The organism is Nocardioides sp. JCM 18999, assembly GCF_055391175.1.
This window is the reverse complement of the sequence record NZ_AP043887.1, coordinates 2,488,774-2,510,099: the sequence shown is the minus strand read 5'-3', so window position 1 is coordinate 2,510,099 and position 21,326 is coordinate 2,488,774. Positions and strand designations below refer to the sequence as shown.

Here is a 21,326-nt window from a genome sequence, read left to right as displayed (position 1 = left end):
CGAAATCACCGAAGGCACCCGGACACATGTCTCGGGCACCTTCAGTGACGAGATTAGCCGACTGCGGGTTCATTGGCAAGCAACTTGTCGATCTGCTCCGCGTTGTAGCGGAGTTGCTCGGCGATCCATCGGCTCTTGACCTGGTTTCGGGAGGCCCACTTGCGGAGGCGTGAGGTCTTGATGTTGAACCGTTCGGCGGCTTCGTTGGCGGTGATCCAGTGCCCCTCTCGGACGTGTTCGCGGGTGAGTGCGTCGATGGTGGCGCGGTAGTCACTGTCGGTCCACCAGTGAGCGGGGTTGGTGGCGCAGTGCCAGGTGTCGAGCTTCCCTGCGATGACGTCGAGGCCTGAGCCTCGGGCGTAGTTCTTGAGGAGGCGGACGGGTGTGGTGTTGGTGCCTGCGAGTTCGTGGGTGCAGGTGGGGCAGTGGTGTCCGCGTTCGGCTCGGCGTGCGGTGTGGGCGACGGCTTCCATGTGGCTTCGGAGTCGGCGGATGCGGAGGGCTGCGTCTTCGAACTGGTCTTCGTGGGGGAAGGTGCCGTTGAGGAGTCCGGTGAGGTAGTCGGCTGCGCGGGGGACGGTGATCTCGAGTTCGGTGACAGGGCCGTAGGTGTCGCGGAGTGAGAGGTCGAGGTCTCCGAGGACGACGTAGGGGTGGAGTGCGGGTGCTTCGTGGTCTCGGGGCCAGGAGCAGAGGCCGCGCCGCCAGTCGACGGATTCGCGCTGTTCGAATTCGGTTTCGGTTCGGCCGGCCCAGCCGATGCTGCCGGGTCCGATGAGGTTGGCGGCTTCGCTGTTGACGCCGGCGTTGAGGGCTTCGATGACGAGGTCGATGTTGTAGAGGGTTTTGATGGTGGTGAGGTCGGTGCGGGTGCGGCCGATGCAGGTGGGGCAGGTGTAGGTGCCGGCGGTGTGCTTGACGTGGTGTCCGCAGGGGGTGCGCTGGAGGCCGCAGTGGTCTTCGGCGCAGGGGCGGGGGTTGTCGCCGGGGGTGAGCCATCCGTGGTCGGTGTCGTAGCTGCAGGTCGGGGTGTTGGTGGTCACTGGTTCTCCTGGGCAGACGGAAGACCCCCGGCTGGTGGGCGCGGGGGCTGTGTGGTGTGTGGTTGTGGGTTAGGTGGTGGGGTCCTGGCCGGAGGGTGGGGGCTTCGGGGTGTAGTACGCGTCGATGCGTGCGAGGTGGGTGTCGGTGGTCCGGTTGGTGGTGAGTGACCGGCAGCGGTCACCTTCTTTGGCCCCGCACTTCGGGCACGGGACGGTCTGGAGCCATGCGACCATCACTCCTCCGCCCCGGAACGCAAGCGCGGTCCCGCCCACACCCAGCCGGGATCGCTGTGCAGGCTGATGACGTGCTGCTCCCGCCAGGTCCGCTCAGACCCCGAGCCCTGGAACACCAGCGCGCCGCAGGCGACACAGACCTCAGCCAACAGCACCTCTCCGAGGATGACCCGAGGCCACTCGGCGTCCATGATCTCGTCGGCGAAAACGGCTGCTTCCTCACCCGTCGGGGTGGTGTTCTCGGTCATCGTGTTGCTCCTTGGTCGATGCACCAGAGGCATCGGAACGAGCCGATGGTGCAGAGGTTGCGGCGGCAGAGGACACACCAGACGAGCCGCATCAGGACTCACCCCCGACGGAACGTTTGCGTGCCGCTCGCACGTCGTGAACGTCAACCCCGTCGAGGGCATCGCTGAGCGCATCCTCATGCGAGAACCCTCGGGACCTGAGGGCCTGGTACGTCCTGCGCTCGCCATGCGTCAGAGGCGTTTGCTCAACGGCGGACCACTCCGAATAGGTCACTGTGCGCTCCACGGCAGTCACGGCGTGGCCGTTGACGCGCTCGACCACGGGCTGCTGGTTACCACGAGGCATCACGTCTGCGACGGGCAAGCAGGGCTCGGCGCAACCGTTCTTCTCGCAGTCGAACCGGAGGCCGTAGTCGGTGCGCGTCCGGGCTGGATACTCACCCGCGGGCGTGGTGTTGGTGTTGGTCATCAGAGGCCTTCGATCTCGTGTGCGGGGATGTAGGCGCCTCGGAACCTGTAGCCGGTCTCGAGTGCGTGGGTGACGTGGTCGGGGAGGTCTGCGAGTCGGAGGATGGCGATCGGGGGTGCGGTGAGGGTGATGCCGTCGGTGGGGTCGAGGTTGACGGTCCAGAGGGTGGGTTCGTTGTTGGCGTCGGGGGCGATGGTGGTCATCGGTGTGGTGGTCATGGCTGCTCCTGGGATGAAGAAACCCCCGGTGTTGGCCGGGGGCTGATGTCCTGTTCGGGTGGGTCAGGCGGTGAGGTCGGCACGGAGCTTGGCGATGACGGCCTCGATCGCCTTCGGCTTGGAGACGAGCTCGCCGGCGAACGCGTTGGGCTCGATCTGGTCGCCGTCTCCGATGCGCTTCCGGGTCGCGGCGAGCCAGGCGCTGTACTGGCTCGTGTCAAGGTTGGGTGGCGGCTCGACGGGTGGATGCTCGGCGATGCGTCGGCCTCGGATCCGTTTCACCTCGGCGAGGACGTCCGATGGGGCACACCACCGTTCGCCGCGTAGAGCGATGTTCAGGACGGCTTGGCGTGCGTCGGTGAACGGGTAGGCCGCGAGGAGTTCTCCGAGGGCGTCGCCGGTGAACTCGTCGATGGGCTGTTGGGGGAAGTGGGCGCCGATGTAGCGGGCGAGGGTGGCTGCTTCGGTTGGGGTCATTGGATTCCCATCTGTCGTTCGCGTTCGATGGCGCGTTCCATCTGCCGTTCGAAGAGGGCGGTGCGTTCGTTGTTCCGCCCTGATGGCATGCGGGTGGGGAGTGGTTCGTCGTTCCAGCCGGCGCGGTTGAGCCAGGTGGTGGGGTGTGCGGTGAAGGCGTCGGTGCGGTTGGGGTCGTCGCGGTACCTGATGGCGCCGCTGAGGATGTCGGCGGGTCTGGTGGTCTTGGCGGCTTTGATCCAGGCGCTTCGGGCTTTGGGTTTGCCGACTTTGCGGGGGTAGGTGTCCCAGAAGGCGTCGAAGTCTTCGGCTGCTTGGGTCACGGCTGCCGCGGTAGCGGCTGCCACCGGGATGAGTGCCGGTGTGGCGCCTGGTCGACGGACTGTACTTCTACTATCACCATCACCATCACCATCACCATCACCATCAGTGGCGGGTTTTGGTGCCCGGGGCTCACTTTCCCGCAGTGTGCTCGCGTGGCCCCGCAGGGTTTCAGGCTCAGAATCCGGTTCCTTGGCCTTCTTGGCTGGCTTCTCGCAGCCCGTCCGCTCGCAGGTCTTGAAGTACCTCCAGTCGATCCGCTGCCGCTTCGCCAACCCTGGGATGACGATCCAGCCATCGGAGCGGACGATCAGGTCGCCCTCCGCATCCGCCAGCTCGCGGAGCAGGTCCGCGACGTTCACGTCGTCGGTGGCGAACACCCAGCGCTTGATCTGCTTGGACCTGTCGCGCAGGTGCCCGTTGTCGCAGGCGAAGCACCACATGCCGGCGAACAGCAGACGTGCGGCGATGCTGACTTCGGCTAGGTCGTCGTCGGAGAAGAAGTCCGGGTGGAGTGCCCTGACTTTTGCTAGTGCCATCAGGCGGCCTCCTCTTGATGTCGTTCGCAGTGGGTGTTGCCAGCGGTGATGAACGTGTTGCAGTCGGCGCAGGTGGGCTTGGCGCGGGCACGGTTGCGTTGCGTGGCGTGGCATGACCGGCACCGCCTCGAGGTGAGGTCGACCGGGGTTCCGCAGTCCTCGCAGGACCCCTTGTGTCGACGGTGGATCCTGGCTCTCAGCTTCTGGTGCTCGAGGTGGCATTCGAGGCAGTGCCGCCCGCGTCCGTAGGCGCGTGGCTGCTTCTTGCAGGTGACGCAGACCGCGAGCCCGGTCCGATAGTCGGTGACGGCTTCCTGCTGGCGGGCTTCTTGGACGGTTGGCGCCTTGTGCGGCTTGGGCCGTTCCTCGCGCACCTTCCGTTCCTTGGCGCGCTTGGCCCTCTGTGCTGCGAGGTCGGCGGCCGTGATGCAGGCGGAGGAGCAGTACCGGCGGTTTCGGTTGGGGGTGTAGAACGCCTCTCCACACGATCCGCATGCCATTGGTTCTGCGGGGTGGGATCGGCCTGCCATGCCGCCCGTGTAGTAGGTGCCTGCCCAGACGCCGTCGAATCCGGGGCCGGGGTCACTGGTCTTGCATGCGCTGAGGATCGGGCAGGTCGAGCAGATGTTGAGTGCCCTCTGGATCTCCTCTGGGTCGGTGATGTCCTCGAACATGGCCCAGCGGTTGGTGCAGGCTGGCTGGGTCATCGGGTGAACCGGCCAAGGCTGTCGCGCTTCATGACGCGGGCGGTGACCTTGCCGATGGTGAGGGGGATCTGACGGCGGATGATCCACTCGCTGCCGTCGCAGGTCACGAGCAGCTCGGACCTCGCGGGGCCGGCGCCGAGGACTTCCCCGATGAGGGGGGCGTGGTGGTAGCCGTCGCTGAACTGGACCTTGTCGCCCGGCTTGAATCCGGTTCGCTTGCCGTCGTTGAGGTGGGCCGAGAGCCAGCCGATGCGGGGCTCGCTGGCCCCGAACTTGGCGCGGTGAGCCTGGTGGACGGCGCACTGGCAGGGGCCGGTCTTGGTTGCTGTGGTCATGGTCAGGCTCCTTGGATGCGTCGGGGCTGCACGAGGGCAGTGGTTCGGGGGTTGGTGACTTGCTGGATGACGACGGAGTCCCAGTGGCCTGATGGCAGGCGTCGGGCTGAGAGGGTGATGTCGCTGGTCATCGAGGTGAGGGCGGCGAGCACCTTCACTGGGTCGATCGCGAACCGCCAGTCGCTGGTGGCTTCGACGTTGGCGGCGACGTGCTCGAGCCCTTCTCCGCTCTCTGTGGCGGCTGTCGAGATCGAGATGCCGCCTTCGACGGGGGCGAGGCGGACGTCTCCCTTGCCCTCGGCTACGAGTCGGGCGCGCTTGCAGGCGTCGGCCAGGTCGCTCGCTTCGACGGTGATGGTGACGTCGTCTGTGGTGGTGTCTCGGAACAGGCGCGCGATCTTCGGGAACTCCGCGTCGAGGAGGCGGGTGGTCACTGTTCGTCCGTCGGCGGTGAGCGCGAAGGCCCGGTCGTCGGCGTGCAGGGTGACGAGCCCGGTGAGCCCCTTGGCTGCCGCGTTGATCGCACCCGCTGGGACGAGGGCGTCGATCGGCTCGCCAGCCCAGGGGGTGGATGAGCTCGCGAGGACGAACCGGTCGGTGGCGTAGGCGTACAGGTCGCCGTCTGTGGCGAGCTTGATCCCGGTGAGTGCGGCGAGCATCTCGTCGGACCCGGCAGCCCAGGCGGCGCCCCCCAGCAGTTCGAGGAGCTCGCCGGCGTCGAGTGTCCCGACCTCTGCCGGCACGTCGGGGAGTGCGGGGTAGCCGCGGAGGTCGAGGGTCGGTGTCGCGTACCTCGAGCGCCCAGACTCGACGGTGCATCGCTGGCCCTCGGCGGTGATGGTGACTTCGCTGCCGGCGAGGCTTCCGAGGATCGACTTGAGGAAGACGGCCGGGATCAAGGTGTCGCCGCCATCGGAGACGGATGCATCGACGACCGCTGCGTGCGACGTGTCGTAGTCGAACGCGGAGAGGGCGAGGGGCTGGTCGGGGCTGGCGGTGATGCGGATCCCGGCGAGGGTCGGATGCTTGACCCGGGCCGGGACGGCCTGCGCGACCCAGGTGACTACCTCGGTCAGCGCTTTCCTGTCTGCAGTGAACTTCATGGGTGCTCCTGGAACGGAAGAAGCCGCCCGGTTGGGGCGGCTTCGGTGTGCGGATGTTGGTCAGGTTGGGCTGACGAGGGTGAGGTGGATCTCGTGGTCGCTGGCCCGGTCGAGGTTTGGGCCGCGCTGGAACTTCTCGGAGAGGATCCATCGGGGTCCGTCGTCTTCGATGAGTCCGGCGTTGACGAGGCCGTCGAGTAGGGCCTTGGTGGTCGGTTGGGCGTTGGATGCTTCCCCAACGTCGAGGCGGACGCCCTTGGGGTAGTGGACGGTCCAGAGCGCTTCGACTTGGCCGGTGATCGGGGGAAGTTCAGCGGCCCGCACGGCGGCGAGCTGCTGGAGGTCCCGGACGATTCGTTGCTTGTAGGCCCGGTTGGCGATGTGCCGGTTGGAGGTGAGCCAGAGCGCCTTGGGGATCGACATCACCAGCTCGACGGTCACCCTTCGCCCTTGGGCTTAGCGGAACGTTTGCGCGGCTCCCGGTACTCGATCCAGTCACCCATGCGTTGCAGGAATCGACCGAGCCCAGACGTCTGCGCCCAGTACGGGCCGAGGTGCCCACGGTCCTGGCCCATCTCCTCGACCAGCGGTCCGACCATGCGCTCATTGAGCGTGTGATCGGCCAGTGCGTGAAGGACGGCAGACACCTGATTCGGGCTCGGCGGCTCCTCCCCGTGCAGGTACGGGCTGCCGAGGTTCAGTTTCTGACTCCTCAGCAGGCGGTCGGCGGCGTGCTCTTTGCCGATCAGCATGGGGTCGTCTTTCTCACCCGTAAACGCGGTGTCAGACATCGCTGCCTCCCTGGATCGCCTTCTGCACCGCGACGGGGAGGGCCTGAATCTTGGCAGCGTTGACGGCCTCGTAGTCGTAGTCGCCCTTGGTCTCCGAGTAGTTCAGGAGCCATAGGAACGGACGCTCCACCCACGTCGGCAGGAAGTTGCCCTCGGCCCGGAGGGCGTCCAGGTTGTGCCGGATCCCCTCGCGGGCGTCGTGGTCACCAACCCAGACGTCACCGTGCATCGAGCCGCTGCTGGTGAGGCCGTATCCCGGGTAGCCAACGCCGTTGTGGCGGTAGTTGTAGTAGACCTTCGTCGAGTTGCGGCTGGTGCTGGCGTAGGACTCGCAGGTCGCGAGGATGCCGTCCGGGTGCCAGAGGATGACGTAGGTCTCGGTGTTCTCGTTGTTGCCGGCGAACTCCTCCCGGTAGACCTCGGTGAACCCGAGGTTTGCGTAGAGGTCGAGGGTGGGGATGAAGTCCATCGAGAAGTAGGAGTCGTTCGTGTCGGTGAGGAGCCGGGCCTTCCTGGCGTTGTGCTCAAGCGCGAGCAAGAGACCGAGGTCCGAGGTGAACTGGTCCTCCTTGTACGACTCGCCCGTGAGGCGCTCGGCCTCGCCCAGCGGGTCGAACCGCAGCGCGGCGGCGATGTCTTCGGCGCTCATGAGTCGGTTCCGTTCAGCTTGTTGACCTCGGCGACGATCTCGGCCTGGCGGTCGGGGGTGGCGGTCGTGTACTCGGTGCGGAGGGCGGCGATCCGGGCCTCGTTGGGGTCGACTACGGGAGCGGGCAGCGGCTTCACGACCCAGTACGCGCCCTTCCCGCCGCGGGGGTTGACGAGCGTCGTCTTGCTGCCGGTGATGTGGGAGAGCCGGCTGATCCGGGTACCGCCTCGCTTCTCCTTGCCGAAGTAGACGTTCGGGTCGCCGTACAGCTCGACCTGCCGTCCGACCCACTGGCTGGTGTCCTTGCCCCAGTTGTCGGCCAGGACGCGGAGCATGCCCTTGCTGGGTCGCCACCACCTGGGGAACTCGGCGAGGCGGATGTTGACGGGCTGCTGGTCGGCGAGCTCGGTGCCGTTCTCGCTGACTTCGGTGATGGTGTAGATCTGCGGGGGCAGTCCTTCGAGGTCGGCGTAGTCGAGTTGGTCGCTCTTGGGGGCGAGGGCTTTGGTGAGGTCCATCAGAAGGCGTCCTTTTCGTTGGCGGATGCCGTGGTCGGCTTCTTGACCCACGGCAGTCGGAGGGCGGTGCCTCCGCGGTGCTTCGAGGAGTTCGCGTAGCCGCGCTGGATCACTCCTGCATCGGCGAGCGCGTCCAGGAGGGCGTAGTAGGTCGGCGTCGGGATCTTGACGTCGACGTACAGGTGCGAGTGGCCGGGCGTTGATGAAGGGACGAGCCATGCCGGGACGTCGAGGTCGATCAGGAGGGCGTGGGACTCGGCCCCGTCCTCTCGGATCGAGGTGCTGATGTTGGCGTCAGCGATGCTCGCTGCTGGCTCTCGTTCCTCCTGCGAGTAGGTGACGCTGGAGTCTTCATCCCAGGTGGTCACCTTGAATAGGCGAAGGTTGGCGATGAGGCTGAGGACGTTCATCAGAAGGTCAACTCCAGTAGGTCGGGGATGCGTTCGGTGGTGGGTAGCCCGTCGATGCGGGTCAGGTAGGTCGTGGTCTGTCGTTCGGCTTCGTGTTCGAACCGGGTGACGGCTTCGGCGATCGCGGTCTGCCATTTCGCTTCGGGGTAGACCCGCTTGGTCCAGAGGGGGAGGCCGTGGGAGAAGGACACGAAGTCGCACCAACGCCGGCCGGACACGAACAAGCCGGCCTGTATCTGGGGCATGTAGTGGGTCGGGACCTCGTCGGCGAGGATCGTCTGGACGTGGGTCTTCTGCCGAGGCGATTTGATCTCGATCAGGCCGAGGTCGCCGACGAGGCCATCGGGGGAGTACCCGAGGGTCCAGCCGTCGCGTTCGAGGGTCATGAATCCGACCTCGGTCACTTCGACGTCGTTGACTTCGGCGTACTTCGCTCGAGCGACGGGTTCGTGGTCATGGCCCCGTTGCATGTCCCGGGTGGGCCAGGTCTCCTCGACGTGCTGAGACACCCGCTCAGCGACGAGGGTCGCCGTGAGTCCGCGACTGGTGTCGTTGTTCGCCGGGGTCAGGACGTGGGGGAGGGCGTTGGCCTTGTTGGTCCGCTGCTCGTGGATCGTCTTGATCGGCGTCGGTTCCTTGCGGGTTGCGCTGAGGCAGGGGTTGAAGGACTGTGCGCCGCAGGTGGGGCAGTCGACCTCCCGCGGGTCGGGTGGCCCGGAGGTGATGAGGCTGCCCACGGTGGATGCGGTGACGAGACCACAGCGAGCGTTCAGCCACTCCTGGGATCCCTGCTCGAGCTGCTCGTAGATCTTGAGGCCGGTCACCAGCGGGCCTCCTTGTCTGCCGCGTCCATCTCTTCTTGCCAGGACGCTTCACGCTGCTCGTCCCGGATCGCCTCGCCGAACTTCTCGGCCAGGGCCTCGGCTTCGGGGTCGTCAGCCAGGTACGGACGGCCCATCAGATGGCCTTGACCGTGTGGCTGGTGAGGTCGTAGACGAACGCGTTCCCGTTGACGGCGTCGAGGAGTGCGGTCAGCTCGGGGTTGGCTGCGGCTTCCCGGCGGAGTCCGTCCTCGAGGACCATCTGCAGGTTGGTCCAGGCAGCCTCGCGTTCGTCGACCACGATGTTGAGCTCGGCGAAGACTGCGTCGATGTGCTCCTGGTGGGTCTCGGCGTCGGCGTGGAGTGCAGCGTTGGCAGTCTCGGCGCGGACGTGGGCCTCGGTGAGTGCCCATTCGAGTCCGTCGATCGTGTTCCCTGACGTCTTCTTCTCGTTGGCGAGGATGTGTCGGTGCCAGAAGTAGCCGCCGACGAGTGCGACCAGGCAGGCGATGACGATCGGGGTGTTGTGGATGTGGTTCATGTAGGTTCCGTTCTCAGAGACAGCGAAGCCCCGGCCCTCCATGCGCGGAGGACCGGGGCGTTTCAGTTGGTCGGGGTTGGTCAGGGGGTTGGCGGGCTGCCGGTCGGAGAACCAGCTGTGTAGGCGTCGAGGGCCTCTCGGAAGGTGCGGTAGAGGTATCCCCAGGCGAACTTGCCGTCTCGGATGATGTCGAGGTTCCAGGGGAACTCCGGGGGTTCGCCGTCGTCGTAGGGGGTGTCGTCTCGGTAGATCCGGTATCGAGTGACTGTCGCTTCGACGTCACTCACCGGGACCTCCGGAACGTAAACGCGGAGTCTGGTTCGGGTCGTTGCTGCCTGAGCACTCATACTTCTGGGGTTGCCACGCCGCAGGGCATCGCTTGTTTCCGCACCGCGAGCAGACGGTCATCCCCGTGAAGGTGCTCCACGAGAAGGCGTCACGGTATGGGTTGCCAGAGTGGAGCGGGCCGACCGGAACCGACTTCACAGCGCAGTGACTATGCCCCTGGTCCCATGCCTCGGCAATGAGTCGCCTGACCGTGGTCACGAGGTCGTCCCGGTCGTTCTGGCATGGGACCGACTCGCAGAAGTCACCCTGGCAAGCGCACGAGTAGGTGCCGTTATCCCAAGGTGACAGCGCCTCAGCCAGCCCCGCAATCTCACCCGGTTGCGTGCTCATCAGATCGTTCCCTTCATCCACTCGCAGGTGAAGATCACAGCCGCGAAAACCAGCACGAACACAGCCACGACCCACAGGGTTGAGAGCAGGCCCTTCATGCCGTCACCTCCCATCCGCGGACCCGACGCAAGCGGACGTCCTTCGCCCCGTTTCCCTTGGAGTGGGTCGGGTCGATCGGCGCGAGCTCGTCGGTCTTGTCCAGGTAGCCGTTCGGGCCACACGCCGGCGCCCACATCGCAGACAACCAACGCGGGTCGATCTCGGTGAAGCGGTCGTGGAGCAGGGCCGAGACACGCGACGGATGAACCCAACCCGAGTGGGCTTCGGCGTCCTCGAGACACGCAGCCTTGAAGTCAGCCGCATGCACCTTCCCAAGCGGCGACACCTCGTCAGCGATCAGGGACAACATGTCCAACTGGTCCGGATCAACCGGACGAGTAGCGAGCGTGGTCATCACTTCACCTCCAAGCAGGGGGAACAAAGAACCCGACCGCAGAAGCGATCGGGCAAAGTCAGAAGCCAGTGGCAGCGGAGACATCGGCGCCTCACAAGACGGCCTGCCTTGCCTCACAGTCAGAACAGACGTACAAACCCATCGCCGTATCCCGACGCGTCATCGGGAACTCACACACCAGGCACAAGGCACGCTCATCCGGATCTGTGGTCATGGCGTCCGGTCCTCAGGGCGAACATCGCGTCGCCACCCCTGCGACCACAAGTAGTCGGCCATCCTGTTGCGGTCACTGAAGAGCATGTGGCGGCTGGACGGGGCGCGGGTGACGTCGTTGAACAGGACCGCGTACCGCCAGTAGTCCTCCGTTCCGAACTCAGGCCGGGCAACGACCGGGTCTGCTCCGCAGGTCGGATCGGTGCACCCAGGGAGTCCGCAGCGCTCGCCAACGGCCGTGGTCTCGTCAGTCACGACTTCTCCTTGCATTCGGTGTGGTCGAACCCGAGAGCCCAAGGCAACCCGCACTCTCGACAGGGGGACTGGCGGTCACTCGTGCGCGACCGCGGGGCCTGATGCTTACGGCGTGACTTGTGCGGCACGTCATGGCGCAACCAGTCATCAGTGATCCGCTCAGACGACGCCATCAGAACCCCCAGAACGCAAGCGCGGGTCGTGCATGGCAGTCCCGTAGCGGCTACCCACCTGACCCGGCTCATTGCTTCCCGTGCAGGCGTACTCGTGGTTGGTCGCGTGGGGGCATCGCTTGTTGCCGCACTCCGAGCAGAGGATCATCCGGGTCATCCCGATGGTCAGCCAGGTCCCCTCGGCGGCGGGCTGGTTGCCGATGCAGGCGTAGCATCCACAGGCTTGCTCGCCCGTCATCGCTGGTCACCTGCCTCGGGCTCGATGCCCACGACGTGGGAGATCGCGATGCCGCCGGGGTAGCCCTCGACCAGCACGACGGGCGTGTGGCTGCCGAGGTTCCACGCCTTGGAGCGGGTGCGGCTCTTGCGCCCCTCTCCCGTCCGGTCGCCCGGCCAGTAGAGCACCGGGGTCCCGATCGGCATGCGCTCGTTGAACGCATCGACGGCTCGCACGTTCTTCCCGGTGCGCCGAGGCGATGAGTTGATCTGCTCGCCGCTCATCGCTGCCGGAACCCATCACGCCGCGGATCCGAAACACGAGGCTTCGACCGCATCGACATGTGATCCCCACGCTTCAACCACGCCCGGAACGTCTGCCGCACATGGTCGGCGACATCATCGAAGGCACCCGCAGCGAGCGCCTCAGCATGAGCCCTCTTGTCAGCCGCGTCCTTCCGGGCCGCGTCACGCTGATCAGCCTCAAACGCACGAATCAACGCCTGAGCCTGACGCCGATCCACACGAAGCTCATGGACGATGTAACGCAGTTGGCCGTTACGAGTGGACAAGTCGAACCCTGTCCCAGTGATCAGCTCACCGAAAGGCTTAGAGGAGGCAACGAGGCCCGGGGGACTGGTCATGCGGGGCGCTCCGTGGGGAGGGTCTGGATCCACTCGTCCAGGTCGGCGGCGCGGATGACGCGCTTGGGGCCGTTCCAGTGGCAGAGGAGGTCGCCGGTGTCGCAGGCGGCGATGATCCGGTTTCGGCCGATCCCGGTCGCAGCGGCGGCGACCTCGGGGGATCCGGAGATGAAGGAGAAGGCGATGCTCATGCCGCGGCCTTTCGGGATACGTCGCTCCCGATGGCGTCGATGAGCATGTGCACCCACTTGGCGCTCGGCTCGGCGTTTCCGTTCTCTACGTTGGAGAGGTACGGGGCGGAGATCCCTGCCACACGCGACACGTCGTCGAGGGTGAGGCCAGCGCTCTTGCGGAGGAGTCGGAGGGCAACTCCGACGTGGTTGTTACTGCTTCTTACGGTCACGGGTAAGAAGGTATGAAGTCTTACGGTGTCATGCAAGCGCAACACGCGCTTCTTACTGTGGACTAGCGGAAAATCAGTAAGACATGCGATTCTTTACCTATGGCCGCACCTGAAAGAAGTGCTTGGATCCCGCTTCTCGCTGAGCGTAGAGCTCAGTTGAAGATGTCGCAGAAGGAACTTGCCATCGCCGCTGACGTAGCTGAGAAGACCGTCACCAACATGGAGACAGGCGGCAAGGTGCCGCAACACAACACTCTTTGGCGGTTGCAAAAGGCTCTCGGACTGTCGAGTGACATCGATGTTGCTCGGCGCAGGATCGCCGAGTACGACGAGGGGGACCTGGGCGAAGAGGACGGTCCGAATCAGGATTCCCCCGCCTCCGGCCTAACGGAGGTGGCGATGTCCGTACTTGCGAGCGTGAAGCATGACCCCGACTACCTACTTGCGGCCTTGCGCACCAAGTTGGACGACATGGCCTTGATCCAGATCGCCCACTACATCCTCGAGGACCAGAAGCGGATGGCGCAGCAGTCGATCGAGCAGCTTCGGGCGCTTGAAACTGCCGCCGGCCTAGACCCAATGGGTCCCGACACGGTCGCTATTGACCTAGGCGAAGGAGTGCTCGGTGGGTCCGACTCGCGACCAGCTCGAGTTCGGAGTCGCCGCAAAGGCTGACGGGCACATAGAGCACGCGTAGGGCGGTGTCGTACCGCGGCCCGTCGATGTCTGATCGCACCCGGATAGTCAGGTTCCACGCCTCGCGAAGGCGAACCATGTCCGGGTGGCTCTCTGGTCGACTGTCTGTCGCATCCGGTTCTAGCTGACTGTTCGCTGGCCGGTTGATCATGGCGTAGTGCTTGGGGTCGCGGTGATCCGTGGAATCGGCGTCGATCGTCGCGCCTGCTGCGGCCGTGCTCTGCTGCTGGTGGGGCATGTTTCTATCGGTTCCTTCTCGGTGCCTGGTCGACGCAGACCTGGCCTCTATTGACGAGGGACGCCAGCCGCCACCTCGAACACATGTTCGACTATAGGGCGTACCTCCGACACGACCGATGCTCTTGTGGCCATACCGTTGCAAACCTGTCGCGTGTCATCCTTCCCTTGGGCGAGGTTGTCCGCTATTGGTCCTGCATGTAATTGGGCACTAAGTCCCATAAGGAACCGCCAATAGGTGTATTACACCGGGCATACGGTTTCTGAGTGCCGAACCAGCCTCGGACGCCGAACCATAGTGTTCGCGTCCCTGACCCCCTCTGGGAGGGCGTCGAACGGCTGGCAGCGATCAACTCGGAGACCAAGTCGGCTGTCGTTGTGCGCGCCATCGAGGAACACCTCCACCGCGAAGGCATCCGCGTAGAGGACTAGCGGGCCTCAGTCCTGCCGCCGCCAGTCGAGCGCGTTGCCGATCCCTTCCAGCGCCTCGCGCACACGGATGTCCGACGTGTGGGTGTAGACCTTGTTCACCTCGGCGCCGGCGTGACCAAGGATCTTGATTCGCACGTCGACGTGGTAGCCGAGCTCGGTGAGGACCGTGTTGCACGTCTTCCGTGCACTGTGAGGCGTCGGCATCGCGACACCCTCGGGTCGCGTGATCCCGGCAGCGATCAGGCCGTCCAGCCACCGGTCGCCCCAGTCTTCGAGCGAGATCGGTCGGCCATTCACTGCGCCCTTGCCCTTGCCGCCGCGGGGGCGGTGGAAGATCAGGCCTTCGATGCCGGGCTTCGACTGGTCCAGGTACTCTCGCCAGATCGCGACCAGTGGCGCAGGGACCGGTAGTTTCCGCCAGGACGTCGAGGTCTTGGGTCGCACGAGGTAGGTCGTGCCTTCGACGTGCCGCGCTTCGGTGTGATCGGGGATCGTCGTGACCCGCTTGGGGCAGTACCCGGCCGCTTTCTTCCCGCACGGCCAGGCGTTGCCTTCCTGGCTTCCGCAGCCGTGTTCGGGCTTGATGCGCTGTACCTGCCAGGAGATCGTGACTTCGGCGGCGTCGAGGTCGATCATGTCCCGGGTCAGGCCGAGGAGTTCGCTCGGGCGAAGGCCGATGAAGAACGCGGTCGAGTACATCGCCAGGGGCATCGGGATCTTGCCGCCGCCGGGATCGTGGGTGGCGAGGACGGCTCGGGCTTCGGTGCTGTCGAGGTAACTCTTCTCCTTGGCGAGCACCTTCGGCGGCCCGGCGATCATGGCGACGTTCCGGCTGATCTTCTCTCGCCGCATCCCGTAGGTGAGGACGGTGGAGAGCTGCTGGTGTGCTCCGAGGGCGGTGCGTGCTGAGATCCCGGCGCCGTCTGGCTTCGGGGCGACCAACCACCGGTGCCAGCGTTCGATCGTGCCGACGTCGATCTTGTCGAGCTTCTTCTTGCCGAGGAACGGGAGGATGTAGTTCCGGAACGCCGTCTGGTAGTTGCCCCACTGGGTGACCTTGATCTTTTGGGGCGCGTACCCCTCCCACCATTCGGTCACCCAGGCCTCGAGGGTGGGGGCGGGGTCGCCGAGGTCGCCGGTCTTGGCGACGGTGACGTGCAAGGCCCGGAGTTCGCGGAGTGCGTCGGCCTTCTTGGCGCGGACGATGGTCTTGCGTCGTCGTTCGCCGCCGAGGTCGGGGAGTTCGACGACGGCGACCCACATGCCGTGGCAGGTGTGGGCGGGCCGGACCTTGGTGGGCTTGCCGGTTCGGGGGTGGGGTGGTCCGGCGGTCAGTGGTGGGCAGCCGCAACGCGCTTCGCAGCGCTGGAACAGGGATCCGGTTCCGCGGCCTCGTCGGGCGTCCTTTGGGGGCATGCCGACAAGTATACGTTATCCAAACGTTAGCCGAACGTCCTTCACCAATGGGGACCGATGAGGGCCGATTGAGCGTAAATCGACCTGTTCAACACCCCTGTTTTACCGGGTAGAAACCGGCCGCGCTATCCAGTTGCGCCACGGAGGCTGGACCGCCACATTGTGGCAGTGGCCCGGATCAGGGCATCAACTCGCCCATCCACTGCTCGATCGCCTCGGCGCCGCGCGGCAGCGACGCGGACAGGTTCCGCGGCCCGTCGGCCGTCACGACGATGTCGTCCTCGATCCGGATACCGATGCCGCGGAGCTCCTCGGGGACCAGCAGGTCGTCGGACTGGAAGTAGAGGCCGGGCTCCACGGTGAGCACCATCCCCTCGGCCAGGGTGCCCTCGACGTAGTTCCCCGGCGCAGCCGCGGCGCAGTCGTGCACGTCCATGCCGAGCATGTGGCTGACCGAGTGCAGCGTCCAGCGCGAGTAGACCTTCGAGTTCTCGTCGAGCGCTTCCTCGACGGAGACCGGGAGCAGGCCGAGGTCGCCGAGGCCGTGCGCCAGGACGTCGATCGCGGCGTGGTGCGCGGCCCGGAAGGCAGCACCGGGCCGGACGGCGTCGATGCCGGCCTGCTGGGCGTTGAGCACCAGCGTGTACAGGTCACGCTGCAGCGGCGTGAAGGTGCCGGAGACCGGCAGGGTGCGGGTGACGTCGGCGGTGTAGAGGTTGCGGCCCTCCACGCCCATGTCGAGCAGGATCAGCTCACCCGGGGTCACCGGGCCCGAGTTGTCGATCCAGTGCAGCGTCGTCGCGTGCGAGCCCGACCCCACGATCGAGTCGTAGCCGATGTCGTTGCCCATCGCGCGGGCGCGGCGGAAGAACGTGCCCTCGATCCAGCGCTCACCGTAGGTGCGGACGTTGTCCCACTCCTTGACGGTGTCGGAGAAACCGAGCGTGGTGATGTCGCAGGCCTCGGCGAGCTCGCCGATCTCCCACGCGTCCTTGATCAGGCGCAGCTCGGAGGCGACCCGGGTCAGGTCACCGTCCTCACCGTGCACCCGGGTCTTGGTTCCCTCGTCCAGCACCAGGTCGTCGATGTGACGCACCTCGAGGCCGAGGGAGTCGCTCAGCTCACGGGCCGACGGACGCCGACCCGCCCAGAGCTCGCCGTAGATCCGGTCGCGGAAGAACTCGTCGGACTCGCGCGAGGAGCGCGGCCGGGCGTACAGCACCGCCGAACCGTCGGGCTCGATCACCAGCACCGCGTCGGAGGTCTGGTTCCCGCTGAAGTAGGTGTGCGCCGTGTCGGGCCGGAACCGGTAGTCGGTGTCGTTGGAGCGCACCTTGTAGGTGCCGGCCGGAAGGACCAGACGCTCGCCCGGGAAGGCCGCCGCGAGCCGGGCCCGACGGGCCGCCGCCCAGGACGCGACCGGGTGCGCGGGCAGGTCGAGCTCACGGTCTCCCCAGCCCGTGCGCATGAACGACGACCACGCCTCCGGGACGCCGCCGTCGTGGGCCTGGGTGCCGGTGCCGGACTGGGTTGCTGCGTTCTGCTCCTCCATGGGATCAGTCTAGGCAGCGGTGGCGTGGGAGGCTTCTTCCGTGAACGACCCGCGCAGCCGTACCGGAGGAACGTTCACGATCGTGGTCTCGATCGTCGTCCTGCTGGCCGCGGTGCCGACCGTGGTGCTGCTCGCGCTGTCCGGAGCGCCGACCACGATGGCGGTGGCGACCGTCCTCGCCGCGCTCCCGGTGGTTCCCCTGGTCGGGGCGTACCTGTGGCTGGACCGCTACGAGCCGGAGCCCCGGGGGCTGCTCGCGCTGGGCCTGTGCTGGGGAGCCTTCGTGGCCTGCTTCGCCGCGATCGCGCTCAAGGGTCTCGGCGGGATCCTGGCCGGGATCGAGAGCACCGCCGGCACCGTCGTGGTCTCCCCGGTGGTGGAGGAGGCGGTCAAGGGCGCCTTCCTCGTCGCCCTGCTGTGGTGGCGCCGTGACGAGCTCGACGGGGTCCTCGACGGCATCGTCTACGCCGGCATGGTCGGCATCGGCTTCGCGTTCACCGAGAACATCCTCTACCTCGCGGCGGCGTACAACGGGACCGACGGGCTCGGGCCGGGCGGCACCGACGCCCTGACCCGCACCTTCCTGGTGCGCTGCGTGGCGAGCCCGTTCGCGCACCCGCTGTTCACCGCCTTCACCGGGGTCGGGGTGGGGTTGGCGGTCGCCGCTCGCTCCTGGCCGATGCGCGTCCTGCTCCCCATGGTCGGGTACGCCGTCGCCGTGCTGGCCCACGGGTTCTGGAACGCTGCGACGGTGTTCGGGTTCACCGGACTGGTCTCGGTCTACGCCGTCCTGATCGTGCCGGTGTTCGTCGGCATGGGCGCGCTCGCGCTCTGGGCTCGGGGATCGGAGGCACGGATGCTGGAACGTTCCTTGGCCGCGTGTGCCCGGCAGGGACTGCTCCCGTCGAGCGACATCGGCTGGATCGTCGACCTGGGCGCCCGCCGCGAGGCTCGGGCGTTCGCGCTGCGCCGGGGCGGTGCCGCGGCGCGCGAGGCGATGGCCGAGTATCAGCAGGCGGCGATCGAGCTCGGGTTCCTGCATCACCGGATGCGCCGCGGTGCTCCGCCGCCCCAGTTCGAGCGCCGCTCACAGGCTTACGTCGACCTGATCGGTAAGGTCAGGCCGACCATCGCATTTCCCGGACAGGTGGTACCCACCCGATGACGGCACATGACGCCGCCGACAGCACGCGTTTGGTGACGGCCCTGGTGCGACTGCGCCAGGCCCTCGCCGAGGCCGTGCTTCCCCTCGACCTGCCTAGCTCCGAGGAGCCTCGGCAGCTGCGCGAGGACCTCGTCTCCCAGCTCGAGGACTACGTCATCCCACGGATGATGACGCTCGACGCCCCACTCCTCGCCGTCGTCGGCGGCTCGACCGGGGCCGGCAAGTCCACCCTGGTCAACAGCCTGGTCGGCGACCACGTCACCACCTCCGGCCTGCTGCGTCCCACGACGCGCTCGCCCGTCCTGGTGCACCACCCCGACGACGCGACCTGGTTCGGCCAGGACCGCCTGCTGCCCGACCTGGTCCGGGTCACCGAGTCGACCAACGACCCGAACGCGCTGCAGCTGGTCGCTTCCGACCGGATGCCTCCCGGTCTGGCGATCCTGGACGCGCCGGACGTCGACTCGGTCGAGGAGCAGAACCGGATCCTCGCCGGGCAGCTGCTGTCAGCCGCCGACCTGTGGCTCTTCGTCACCTCCGCGGCCCGGTACGCCGACCAGGTCCCCTGGGAGTACCTGCGTGCTGCCGCCGAGCGCTCCACCGCGGTCGCGGTCGTGCTCGACCGCACTCCGGCCGACGCCGTCCAGACGGTGGCGACCCACCTCGCCCGGATGCTCGCGTCGCGCGGTCTGAAGGACAGCCCGCTCTTCATCGTCAACGAGGGCACGGTCTCGTCCGAGGGCCTGCTCGAGGCGTCGTACGTCGCCGAGATCCGCGGCTGGCTGGAGATGCTGGCCGCCGACGTGCAGGCCCGCGAGTCGGTCGTCCAGCAGACCTTGGACGGAGCCGTCCGCAGTGTGGCACGCAAGGCCCATCCGCTGGCGGACGCAGCCCGTGAGCAGGTCGAGGCGGGGATCGGCCTGCGGTCCGCTGCTCTCGAGGCCTACGCGACCGTGGTCGACCAGGCCGTCGCAGCGGTGCTCGACGGCACCGTGACGCGCGGTGAGGTCGCGGCCCGGTGGCAGGAGTTCGTCGGGTCCGGCGACCTGGTCCGTTCCGTCGACGTGCGGGCCGGGTCGTTCCGCGACCGGGTGGCCTCGGCGTTCCGGGGACAGCCCCGCGACGCCGAGTTCGTGCTGGAGGCGATCGAGTCCGGACTGGAGCTCCTGATCCTCGAGCACGCCGAGCGTGCGGCCGAGACCGCTCAGGCCGGCTGGTCCGGGCTCGCCTCGGGCCCGGCGCTGCTGGCGTCCAGCGAGACGGACCTGTCGCGCGCCTCCCGCGACGTCCGGCGCAGCGCCGAGCGTGAGGTCCGGGCCTGGGTCGCGTCGGTGAGCACCTTGGTCGAGGACGAGGAGAGCGCGCGGGCGCAGGCCGCGTCCGACGACCGGGCCTACGACGTCACCGGTCTGACCCTCGCGCTGATCGTCACCGTGATCACCTCCGCACCGGGCGCCGGTTCGTCGAGCACGGAGGACGCCGGACGGCTGCTGCTGGAGGCCGTCTTCGGTGTCGAGGCCGTCGCCGTGATGACCACCCGCGCAGCCGAGGCCCTGACCTCCACGGTCCGCCGGGTGCTCGGCGCCGAGCAGCACCGCTACGTGGTGCTGGTCGACGGACTCGGCCTCGATCCGGAGGCGCCCGACCACGTCCGGGTGGCCGCTCGACGGGTCGACGACGCACGGTTCGCGGCCCAGCGGGGGAGCGGCGGCTCTCGTCAGGGCTGAGTGACCGTTAGGCTGACCGCCGTGATCGCTCAGGGTGGAACCGACATCGGCGTTCGGATCGATGGACTGGCCGCCGCCCTCGGTGCTGCCGGTGATCGGCTGCCTGCCGATCTGACCGTGGAGGCGCGCGACATCGTCGACCGCGCCGCCGGCCGGCTCAAGCTGTCCGCCGACCACACGGTCGTCGCGATCGCGGGAGCGACCGGGTCCGGCAAGTCCTCCACGTTCAACGCGCTGACCGGCCTCGAGCTGGCCGCGGTGGGCGTGCGCCGTCCGACCACCTCGTGGGCGACCGCCTGCGTGTGGGGCGCGCAGGGAGCCCGCGAGCTCCTGGAGTGGCTCGGCATCCCGGAACGCCACCAGACCACCCGCGACTCGATGCTCGACACCCGCCGCGAGTCCAACGACTTCGACGGCATGGTGCTGCTGGACCTGCCCGACCACGACTCCACCGAGGTGGCCCACCACCTCGAGGTCGACCGTCTGGTGGTGCTGGCCGACCTCCTGGTCTGGGTCCTCGACCCGCAGAAGTACGCCGACGCCGCGATCCACGACCGCTACCTGCAGCCGCTGCGCACCCACGCCGAGGTGACCGTGGTGGTGCTCAACCACATCGACGAGGTGCCCGAGGACCGACGTGAGGCGATGCTCGCCGACGTACGTCGCCTGCTCGAGGCCGACGGCCTGCCCGACGTCCGGGTGATCGGGATGTCGGCCAAGCTGGGCTGGGGCGTCGACGAGCTGCGTGACGAGATCGCGCGCCGGGTCGCCGACAAGCGCACCACCCGGAGCCGGATCGAGGCCGACGTCCGCAGCGTCGCCACCCGGCTCGAGGAGGCCTCCGGCGACGCCAAGGCGCGCCAGCTCGCCAGCACCCGGATCGAGGCGCTCGAGGACGCTCTCGCCGACGCCGCCGGGGTGCCGACCCGGGTCGGTGCCGCTGAGCGCTCGGCGCGGATCCGGGGTCGCCGGGCGACCGGCTGGCCCGTGGTCTCCTGGGTCTCCGCCCTGCGCCCCGACCCGCTCGCCCGACTCGACCTGGACCTGGGCGCTGCGGCACCGATCGTCGCCGGTGTCGGTGCCGACGCGGGGCCGGTGACGGCGCAGCGCTCACGGGTCGACACCGAGGTCCGGGCGCTGGCCGACGACGCTGCGGCCGGCCTGGGCGAGCCCTGGCAGGCATCGATCCGACAGGCGTCCGTCTCCCGGATCGACGAGCTCAACACGAACCTGAACGGCGCCGTCGCCGACACCGACCTCGGCGTCTCCCGGCTGCCCGTCTGGGTGACCCTGGTGCGGGTGTTGCAGTGGCTGCTGGTCCTGGCCGTGATCGGCGGACTGGGCTGGGGCGTCGCCGCCGGGCTGACCGGTGCGCTCGACGAGGTGCCGAGCGTCGGCGGGGTGGCGCTGCCGTGGGTCCTCGCGGCCGCCGGTGCGGGGCTGGGGATCCTGGTCGCGCTGATCTCGCTCCCGCTGGTCTCCGCCGCGGCTCGGACGCGCGCTGCCGGCGCTGAGGAACGGCTCCAGGTCGCTGTGTCGGAGGTGGCCGCCACGTCGGTCGTCGCACCGATCGAGGCCGAGCTCGCCGCCTATGCCGAGGTCCGAGCGGGGCTCACCCGCGCCCTGGCGTGAACTCCGGCG

At 67.5% G+C, this 21,326-nt stretch carries 29 protein-coding genes; 4 read left to right on the top strand and 25 right to left on the bottom strand.

The window, feature by feature from the left end; all coding sequences use genetic code 11:
• Positions 1 to 53: 53 nt before the first annotated feature.
• The 23 genes from ACZ5J1_RS12335 to ACZ5J1_RS12225 all read right to left on the bottom strand — a co-directional run bounded on the left by ACZ5J1_RS12335 (position 54) and on the right by ACZ5J1_RS12225 (position 12,379).
• Positions 54 to 1,043 carry a helix-turn-helix domain-containing protein gene (locus ACZ5J1_RS12335; RefSeq protein WP_464559185.1) on the bottom strand — a complete coding sequence of 330 codons (990 nt, stop codon included), beginning with the start codon at positions 1,041 to 1,043 and terminating at the stop codon, positions 54 to 56.
• Between the two features lie 69 nt (positions 1,044 to 1,112).
• Positions 1,113 to 1,277, bottom strand: a complete 165-nt coding sequence (locus ACZ5J1_RS12330) for a zinc finger domain-containing protein (protein WP_464559183.1) — start codon at positions 1,275 to 1,277, stop codon at positions 1,113 to 1,115.
• A complete protein-coding gene (locus ACZ5J1_RS12325; protein ID WP_464559181.1) occupies positions 1,277 to 1,525 on the bottom strand; it encodes a hypothetical protein in 249 nt (82 codons plus the stop codon). Before ACZ5J1_RS12325 ends, ACZ5J1_RS12330 begins: the two co-directional genes overlap by 1 nt.
• Before the next feature lie 91 nt (positions 1,526 to 1,616).
• Positions 1,617 to 1,994, bottom strand: a complete 378-nt coding sequence (locus ACZ5J1_RS12320; RefSeq protein ID WP_464559179.1) for a hypothetical protein — start codon at positions 1,992 to 1,994, stop codon at positions 1,617 to 1,619.
• On the bottom strand, positions 1,994 to 2,212 hold the full coding sequence (locus ACZ5J1_RS12315; protein WP_464559177.1) for a hypothetical protein: 219 nt from the start codon (positions 2,210 to 2,212) through the stop codon (positions 1,994 to 1,996). Before ACZ5J1_RS12315 ends, ACZ5J1_RS12320 begins: the two co-directional genes overlap by 1 nt.
• Before the next feature lie 63 nt (positions 2,213 to 2,275).
• Complete coding sequence (locus tag ACZ5J1_RS12310) at positions 2,276 to 2,689, bottom strand: hypothetical protein (protein WP_464559175.1); 414 nt, start codon at positions 2,687 to 2,689, stop codon at positions 2,276 to 2,278.
• A complete protein-coding gene (locus ACZ5J1_RS12305) occupies positions 2,686 to 3,549 on the bottom strand; it encodes a hypothetical protein (protein WP_464559173.1) in 864 nt (287 codons plus the stop codon). The genes ACZ5J1_RS12310 and ACZ5J1_RS12305 overlap by 4 nt, the downstream gene beginning before the upstream one ends.
• On the bottom strand, positions 3,549 to 4,256 hold the full coding sequence (locus ACZ5J1_RS12300; protein WP_464559171.1) for a hypothetical protein: 708 nt from the start codon (positions 4,254 to 4,256) through the stop codon (positions 3,549 to 3,551). The genes ACZ5J1_RS12305 and ACZ5J1_RS12300 overlap by 1 nt, the downstream gene beginning before the upstream one ends.
• The gene (locus tag ACZ5J1_RS12295) at positions 4,253 to 4,591 is read right to left on the bottom strand and encodes a hypothetical protein (RefSeq protein ID WP_464559169.1); all 339 of its coding nucleotides are present in this window, start codon (positions 4,589 to 4,591) and stop codon (positions 4,253 to 4,255) included. Before ACZ5J1_RS12295 ends, ACZ5J1_RS12300 begins: the two co-directional genes overlap by 4 nt.
• Positions 4,592 to 4,593: 2 nt before the next feature.
• Complete coding sequence (gene dnaN / locus ACZ5J1_RS12290) at positions 4,594 to 5,694, bottom strand: DNA polymerase III subunit beta (protein ID WP_464559167.1); 1,101 nt, start codon at positions 5,692 to 5,694, stop codon at positions 4,594 to 4,596.
• Between the two features lie 60 nt (positions 5,695 to 5,754).
• On the bottom strand, positions 5,755 to 6,135 hold the full coding sequence (locus tag ACZ5J1_RS12285) for a RusA family crossover junction endodeoxyribonuclease (RefSeq protein WP_464559165.1): 381 nt from the start codon (positions 6,133 to 6,135) through the stop codon (positions 5,755 to 5,757).
• Positions 6,132 to 6,485, bottom strand: coding sequence for a hypothetical protein (locus ACZ5J1_RS12280; protein WP_464559163.1), 354 nt, complete (start codon positions 6,483 to 6,485; stop codon positions 6,132 to 6,134). The genes ACZ5J1_RS12285 and ACZ5J1_RS12280 overlap by 4 nt, the downstream gene beginning before the upstream one ends.
• Positions 6,478 to 7,134, bottom strand: coding sequence for a hypothetical protein (locus ACZ5J1_RS12275; RefSeq protein WP_464559161.1), 657 nt, complete (start codon positions 7,132 to 7,134; stop codon positions 6,478 to 6,480). Before ACZ5J1_RS12275 ends, ACZ5J1_RS12280 begins: the two co-directional genes overlap by 8 nt.
• Complete coding sequence (locus ACZ5J1_RS12270) at positions 7,131 to 7,652, bottom strand: hypothetical protein (RefSeq protein WP_464559159.1); 522 nt, start codon at positions 7,650 to 7,652, stop codon at positions 7,131 to 7,133. Before ACZ5J1_RS12270 ends, ACZ5J1_RS12275 begins: the two co-directional genes overlap by 4 nt.
• On the bottom strand, positions 7,652 to 8,020 hold the full coding sequence (locus ACZ5J1_RS12265; RefSeq protein ID WP_464559157.1) for a hypothetical protein: 369 nt from the start codon (positions 8,018 to 8,020) through the stop codon (positions 7,652 to 7,654). Before ACZ5J1_RS12265 ends, ACZ5J1_RS12270 begins: the two co-directional genes overlap by 1 nt.
• 41 nt (positions 8,021 to 8,061) lie before the next feature.
• Complete coding sequence (locus tag ACZ5J1_RS12260) at positions 8,062 to 8,886, bottom strand: lambda exonuclease family protein (protein WP_464559155.1); 825 nt, start codon at positions 8,884 to 8,886, stop codon at positions 8,062 to 8,064.
• On the bottom strand, positions 8,883 to 9,020 hold the full coding sequence (locus ACZ5J1_RS12255) for a hypothetical protein (protein ID WP_464559153.1): 138 nt from the start codon (positions 9,018 to 9,020) through the stop codon (positions 8,883 to 8,885). Before ACZ5J1_RS12255 ends, ACZ5J1_RS12260 begins: the two co-directional genes overlap by 4 nt.
• A complete protein-coding gene (locus tag ACZ5J1_RS12250; protein WP_464559151.1) occupies positions 9,020 to 9,424 on the bottom strand; it encodes a hypothetical protein in 405 nt (134 codons plus the stop codon). Before ACZ5J1_RS12250 ends, ACZ5J1_RS12255 begins: the two co-directional genes overlap by 1 nt.
• Positions 9,425 to 9,504: 80 nt before the next feature.
• Positions 9,505 to 9,711 carry a hypothetical protein gene (locus ACZ5J1_RS12245; RefSeq protein WP_464559149.1) on the bottom strand — a complete coding sequence of 69 codons (207 nt, stop codon included), beginning with the start codon at positions 9,709 to 9,711 and terminating at the stop codon, positions 9,505 to 9,507.
• Between the two features lie 485 nt (positions 9,712 to 10,196).
• Positions 10,197 to 10,556: a hypothetical protein gene (locus tag ACZ5J1_RS12240; RefSeq protein WP_464559147.1), complete on the bottom strand. Its 360-nt coding sequence runs from the start codon at positions 10,554 to 10,556 to the stop codon at positions 10,197 to 10,199.
• Between the two features lie 875 nt (positions 10,557 to 11,431).
• On the bottom strand, positions 11,432 to 11,698 hold the full coding sequence (locus ACZ5J1_RS12235) for a hypothetical protein (RefSeq protein ID WP_464559145.1): 267 nt from the start codon (positions 11,696 to 11,698) through the stop codon (positions 11,432 to 11,434).
• Between the two features lie 355 nt (positions 11,699 to 12,053).
• Positions 12,054 to 12,248 carry a helix-turn-helix domain-containing protein gene (locus ACZ5J1_RS12230; RefSeq protein ID WP_464559143.1) on the bottom strand — a complete coding sequence of 65 codons (195 nt, stop codon included), beginning with the start codon at positions 12,246 to 12,248 and terminating at the stop codon, positions 12,054 to 12,056.
• Complete coding sequence (locus ACZ5J1_RS12225) at positions 12,245 to 12,379, bottom strand: hypothetical protein (protein ID WP_464564789.1); 135 nt, start codon at positions 12,377 to 12,379, stop codon at positions 12,245 to 12,247. The genes ACZ5J1_RS12230 and ACZ5J1_RS12225 overlap by 4 nt, the downstream gene beginning before the upstream one ends.
• Positions 12,380 to 12,622: 243 nt before the next feature.
• Between ACZ5J1_RS12225 and ACZ5J1_RS12220 the strand changes: the two genes are divergently transcribed.
• Complete coding sequence (locus tag ACZ5J1_RS12220; RefSeq protein ID WP_464559141.1) at positions 12,623 to 13,135, top strand: helix-turn-helix transcriptional regulator; 513 nt, start codon at positions 12,623 to 12,625, stop codon at positions 13,133 to 13,135.
• A gap of 696 nt (positions 13,136 to 13,831) precedes the next feature.
• Here ACZ5J1_RS12220 and ACZ5J1_RS12215 read toward each other — a convergent pair.
• Together ACZ5J1_RS12215 and ACZ5J1_RS12210 are read right to left on the bottom strand one after the other, a co-directional pair.
• Positions 13,832 to 15,241 (bottom strand): tyrosine-type recombinase/integrase, encoded by a 1,410-nt coding sequence (locus ACZ5J1_RS12215; RefSeq protein ID WP_464559139.1) that lies wholly within the window; start codon positions 15,239 to 15,241, stop codon positions 13,832 to 13,834.
• 178 nt (positions 15,242 to 15,419) lie between these two features.
• Positions 15,420 to 16,793 (bottom strand): aminopeptidase P family protein, encoded by a 1,374-nt coding sequence (locus ACZ5J1_RS12210; protein ID WP_464559137.1) that lies wholly within the window; start codon positions 16,791 to 16,793, stop codon positions 15,420 to 15,422.
• A 40-nt stretch (positions 16,794 to 16,833) separates the two neighbouring features.
• Here ACZ5J1_RS12210 and ACZ5J1_RS12205 point away from each other — a divergent pair, with 40 nt between their 5' ends.
• Genes ACZ5J1_RS12205 through ACZ5J1_RS12195 form a run of 3 tightly spaced genes read left to right on the top strand, consistent with a single transcriptional unit; the run spans position 16,834 to position 21,317 of the window.
• On the top strand, positions 16,834 to 17,958 hold the full coding sequence (locus ACZ5J1_RS12205) for a PrsW family intramembrane metalloprotease (RefSeq protein WP_464559135.1): 1,125 nt from the start codon (positions 16,834 to 16,836) through the stop codon (positions 17,956 to 17,958).
• The gene (locus ACZ5J1_RS12200; protein WP_464559133.1) at positions 17,955 to 19,685 is read left to right on the top strand and encodes a dynamin family protein; all 1,731 of its coding nucleotides are present in this window, start codon (positions 17,955 to 17,957) and stop codon (positions 19,683 to 19,685) included. The genes ACZ5J1_RS12205 and ACZ5J1_RS12200 overlap by 4 nt, the downstream gene beginning before the upstream one ends.
• Positions 19,686 to 19,706: 21 nt before the next feature.
• Positions 19,707 to 21,317: a GTPase family protein gene (locus ACZ5J1_RS12195; RefSeq protein WP_464559131.1), complete on the top strand. Its 1,611-nt coding sequence runs from the start codon at positions 19,707 to 19,709 to the stop codon at positions 21,315 to 21,317.
• The last annotated feature ends 9 nt before the right edge of the window (positions 21,318 to 21,326 follow it).